This window comes from Candidatus Poribacteria bacterium (assembly GCA_009839745.1).
Lineage (GTDB): Bacteria > Poribacteria > WGA-4E > WGA-4E > WGA-3G > WGA-3G.
The window spans coordinates 1-5,263 of sequence record VXPE01000038.1; the positions used below are offsets into that span (position 1 = coordinate 1).

At 45.8% G+C, this 5,263-nt stretch carries 3 protein-coding genes and 1 tRNA gene; all 4 read right to left on the reverse strand.

From position 1 onward, the window contains the following. Nucleotides 1-3: 3 nt before the first annotated feature. Nucleotides 4-77: transfer RNA gene (locus F4X88_05925), tRNA-Met, on the reverse strand. 290 nt (nt 78-367) lie between these two features. After that, nucleotides 368-1,915 (reverse strand): hypothetical protein, encoded by a 1,548-nt coding sequence (locus tag F4X88_05930; protein MYA55814.1) that lies wholly within the window; start codon nt 1,913-1,915, stop codon nt 368-370. 492 nt (nt 1,916-2,407) lie between these two features. Next, nucleotides 2,408-3,676: an FtsX-like permease family protein gene (locus tag F4X88_05935; protein MYA55815.1), complete on the reverse strand. Its 1,269-nt coding sequence runs from the start codon at nt 3,674-3,676 to the stop codon at nt 2,408-2,410. Then, nucleotides 3,663-5,207 (reverse strand): phospholipid carrier-dependent glycosyltransferase, encoded by a 1,545-nt coding sequence (locus tag F4X88_05940; protein MYA55816.1) that lies wholly within the window; start codon nt 5,205-5,207, stop codon nt 3,663-3,665. The genes F4X88_05935 and F4X88_05940 overlap by 14 nt, the downstream gene beginning before the upstream one ends. Nucleotides 5,208-5,263: the final 56 nt, after the last annotated feature.

A 5,263-nucleotide genomic window follows, 5' to 3' on the forward strand; every position in this document is an offset into this window, starting at 1 on the left:
CAATGCCGGTGCGGAGAGTCGAACTCCGGACAGCACGATTATGAGTCGTGTGCTCTAAACCACTGAGCTACACCGGCAGTTTTCTGGATTGACGTGTGAATTCTACGCCAGTATCTTCATTAAGTATAGCATATATTAGAAAAAAAGTCAAATGTTTTTCTTCAGGAGAACCCTCAAAGCCGGTAGCACAATTTTTTTCGTTGTTCGTGTTATAGTACAGTTTATAGTACAGTTTAGAATTAAAGAAACATTTCAGGTCTCCTTAACGCATACTGTAGGAGGGGTTTGTAACCCCGACAGAATGTCTCATTCATTACTGGGTCCACTATAAAATTAAAGAAGCCTTTCAGAAACTATGCTGCACGTGTTATCGATAAGGAGTCATGTCCGACAAATAGATGACACCATCAAATCCACCACTTGCAAGCAGATGCCCCTCTGGTGAAAACGCCAGAGATTCTACATCACTTTTATGTCCCGAAAATTCAACGACAAGTTCCCCCACTTTCACATCCCAAATTTGAATCTTTTGTTCTGGCCATGTTCCTCCAACGGCAAGTCGTGCACCATCTGGTGAAAATGCGAGGGATTCAATTTTGACTGTATCAAAGGTAGCAACGGATTGCCATGTTTGTGTGCACCACAGAATAATGGTTTTACGCGTGCTTGTAGCAAGCCGTGTTCCCTCTGGTGAAAACGCGACTCGATTGATTATGTTGGGGTGCTTAAGTGTGACAATGTTTCTACCAGTAGAGATCTCCCAGATCTTGGCAGTTGTATCCGTAGGGTTGTTTCCAGAGGAAAAATACCGAACTGTCCCATCTGCTCCTAATTGGAACGTGTAGAACTCTTCGGGGCGAAGCGTACTTCCATCCTCATCTTTCTCATATTCCCAACTCCGCGCACCCCCACTTACAAGGAGACTCCCGTCCGGGGAAAACGCGAGATCGCTAATTTCTCCAATGTGTCCTTCAAGGGTGCAAAAGGGTTTCTGGGTCTCTATGTTCCAAAGTGTGACGCTTTTATCCCAACCTCCAGTTGCCAAAAGGCGACCATTCGGTGATGCTGCAGCGGAAAGAATAGGCATATCTGAGGTGAAACTTGTGACGGTTTTTTCATTCCACAGTGTTACTGTGTGGTGTTCAGTGTTAAAAAAACTAATCACACGATAACGGCCCTCGGGCGAGCAAACTAAGGTTCGTCCTCGGAATATCGAGACCCATTCACCATGCCCGGTAACCCTTTCCAGCGTAGAGGTTTGTTCCCCCGTTCCTATTTCCCACAACGTCAAGGTGTCCGCCTTATTCAGGCCTGCTATATGTTTCCCATGATGTGAAAAGGCGACAAGCCATCCATGGTCGTGTCGTGAATGGTTCGCAAGGGCTTTACTTATGTTTTTGTCCTTCCACTTTTCCTCATGAGCATCCCTATTTTCAGAAAATGTCTCCTTTATTGCTTTTGTGACTCTTGTGCCATCGTCAACACGTAATATGTTGACAACACCATCTGATAATACAGTTTCCAAGTATCTACCAGTTGCGGAGAAGCGAATAGAACTAACTCGTTTTTCATGCGTAACACACCAAATATTTTCCTTAGTCCCAATATCCCACAACGTTATTCTACCATCCCAGTCTCCTAAAGCAAGTCGGCTACAGCCTGGTGAAAAAGTTACGGTGTTGAGAATGCCTGTGCTTTCAACACCGATTAAGGACACAAATTCACCCGTATGGGCGTTGTATATCCACACACCAATACGCGATGCTACAGCAATGAGGTGTCTATCTGGAGATACTGCAACATCGGAAACACCCCCTTTTCCGAATCGGGCGACTGCGTTGTCAGGTAAACAAATAGTGTTTTCTGTAGGATAGTTGGGGGTGTCATCTTTAAGAGATTGATTATAAACTTTCATTTTAGGTTCTTTAGTTGAATTATTACTGGATGTCCCAAGTTACTAATGCCTTCATAGATTATAACCGATATAATCAACGTTAGCAACTTGGGATACTTTTGAAGAGTTTTTCACATCTTAGGCTGATTTGCCTCTATACAGAGAGGCAACTAAGGATCCCAAAGCTAGATGTTAGCCGATTCTCAAGGGTTTTTGGTGCATGTACCACCTTGAGTAGTGCAGAAAATATTCCCGCTGTCGCATACCGTCGTGGTGCAACTGCAGGTCCCACAACTACTATTACAGGATTTGGAAGAACCTCCGCAACTGCATGAACCGCCGGGACAATTAGAATGTCCGCAACTACAAGATGAAGAGGTGGTAAGAGTATCCGCTGCCGCATCAGAATCACTTTAAGAAATGATAACACGGTTGCAAGAAATAGTTAATCAGAAAGTGGGCAAGTGACTTTTTCTTCCTGAATCCTCAAAGCGGGTAGCACAAGTTTTTTCGTTATCTATCCGTCCTGAGTGCATCAATAGGTGAAAGCCGACCCGCACGCATCGCAGGATAGAGCCCAAAACCGACACCTATTAATAGGGAAAAGAACACCGAAATTAGTATCCATGGCAGAGATAACACCACCGGCCACTTTGAGATAATAGGGACAATCTTCACTGCCAACAGTGCCATTCCATGCGCTGTGAGGTAGCCAAAACCGATGCCGAGAATTCCACCACATAGGCATAAACAGACCGACTCCGTGAGAAACTGCCAGAAAATGTCTCGTCGTCTCGCCCCAACCGATTTCCGCAAGCCTATCTCCCGCGTTTTTTCCCCTACAGAGACAAGACATATATTCATAATACTGATGCCACTGACAAACAGCGAAAAACTGGCGATGCCTCCTAAAGCGATTTTTATCACTTGTTCAATATGGTCAAACCGCCGCAGGGTCCGTTGTGGTATTCGATAACCGATGAAATCATCGGTGCCTCTGTGTCTTTTGCGGAGCAGTTTCCGGACAGATTCAATGACGCTATAAACATCCGTTTCTTTTTGAAAAAAAACGATAATCCGTTCAATATAACGGTCTCCAGAGAGTCTTTGTTGATGCATTGTCAAGGGCACACAGACGATGTCATCCAACGATCTGTTGTAACTATTGAGGCTTCGGCCTTTCGTTGCCATAATGCCGACAACCCGACACCGGACGGGTGGTTGTCGCCAACGTAACTTAATTTTTATCTCGTGTCCTAAAGCGGATTTTTCTCCGAACAGTTCTGTGGCAGCAGCAGCCCCGAGTACACACACTTGTGCTGCACTGTGAATATCGCTTTCAGAGAAAAAGCGTCCGTATTGCACTTCCCACCGCATGCCTTGGGCGTAATCTATTGTCACACCTTCTACAAATAGGTATGCTTGGCTTCCGTGGTGGGTCGTAATGCTGCCGCGGTACCTATCGTTTTTTGGCAAAACAAACAGAACATCCGGGCATTCTGCCTCAATTGCGTATGCATCATCAAGCGTATAACGCTCGGTTGTTCTACGTATAAAACGCATGCCTTTCCAAATGCCGTGGCGAGTTACGAATTGGACTTGATTTGCTCCACCAAGTTTATCAATATCGTCCGCAATAATCTGCTTCGCGCCGTCGCCGATCGCTATCATGCATAGGACACTGGCAACCCCAATGAGGATACCCAGAATAGATAGCGCAGCGCGGAGCCTATTTTGCAAAATATGTGTAACACCTGCGATAATTGCATCACGGAATTTCATCAGAATAGATTGTCCGTTTATCGGTTAGACTGGTAAATACGATCGGTAAGGCCCACTCTCGGAATGATACGAGATAGGGAATACCACCAGCTTTACGCACTTGTGCTGCTTTTTCTTCCCACGCATCTGGATTGCTAAGTGGATGTGCTGTTTTTGACATAAGGAACATAAGCCGCAAATGATCATCTGTATTCCGGAGTTTGTCGGCATCAAGTTCCACAAGGAGAACGGCATTTTGAGGGAGTTGCGTCTCAGCATAACTCGCAGTCTCTGCCAATGTTCGCGTATTTCTGTTACGCGACGTAACCTGCCACGCTCCAATTATTGTGTGAACGCCGAGGGCAAGCAGACTTACGATTGTCATAATTATACCAATTCGGAAAGCGAACCTTTTGCGTTTTTGCATCCATGACAAGCATCTATGTACTCCCTCACCAAAAATCAACAAGAAAGCTGGCATGCCGATGAGCGTTGCTGAGGGGGTTTTCGTTGCCGCCAAAAGGTGCGGAATGAGTACTCCGAACCCCCAGGCATACGTGAGCGTCAACCCAATGTTCTCCTCGGAAAACAACTTCCATATGAGGACAAGCACTGCTATGCTCATCGGCAGATAAAAAATACCATACAATATGGGTCCGTAAACCAAGATAACCTTGTCCCACGGATCCCCCCAGTCCTCAATGTCTGTTGTTAAATGAAACCATACATACAAATGTTCGTGTTGGAATTCAACAGGGAACTGAATCGCTGTCCAAAGTGTCCACGGTAGTATTGTGAGCAAAAAAACACTGGTCAGCCCCAGTATGTGCCGACCGCGAATGCGGGTATCCGCGCGTTTTGCCATTCCAAGGGCAGGTGCCACGCACGCTGTTACAATCAAACCTGTTACAATTAAAGCGAGATATGATTTGCTGAGAAAGGCACATCCTTGACCAAATCCTGCAAGACCGATATCCCACCATTTTCCTGTCCGCAATGCCCGCACGAGAAAATAAATGGCAAATTCTGTCCAGAATAAAAGCGAGACATCAACGGCATCACTGAATTGATACCCATGTATTAACCGCATCAAAAACGGGGAAAATGCCTGAATCGTCGCAGCGATAAAACCTGCCTGCCGACTTAGCAGCTCCTTTCCTATGAGATACGTCAACCACACAGCAAGCGTGCTTAAAATCACAGATGGAAACCGTAGTGCCCATGTGTTAACCCCGAACAGCCAATAAGAACCCGCAATCTGCCACAACCCGAGAATTGGCTTATGCAACCAGACGTGATTAGCCCCCCAATCAAAAGCGAAAGTTGGCAGGTAAGGGATATCAATCAGCGTCGGCTTGAACGGATGTTTGAGGAGATTTTTTGCAACAAGAGCATGACAACATTCATCCGGTGAATGGAGGGATGGATGTCCGAGATGTTGTAACTTCAGCAGCCCCGAGGACAGAATGACCACAAATAGCAGCAGGCTATAACACGCCCCTTTCTTGTTGGACCCATAGGAGATAATCTGCTCAGGAACTCTGCTGCGCATGTTATAGTAGGACTTACGCAGTAGCGATTTATATCGCAGAGGATTTCAGTTGTTGA

Bases quoted from the DNA above. Each gene is read 5' to 3' on its own strand.
- F4X88_05930 (MYA55814.1), bottom strand. From the start codon at position 1,915: ATGAAAGTTTATAATCAATCTCTTAAAGATGACACCCCCAACTATCCT.
- F4X88_05935 (MYA55815.1), bottom strand. From the start codon at position 3,676: ATGAAATTCCGTGATGCAATTATCGCAGGTGTTACACATATTTTGCAA.
- F4X88_05940 (MYA55816.1), bottom strand. From the start codon at position 5,207: ATGCGCAGCAGAGTTCCTGAGCAGATTATCTCCTATGGGTCCAACAAG.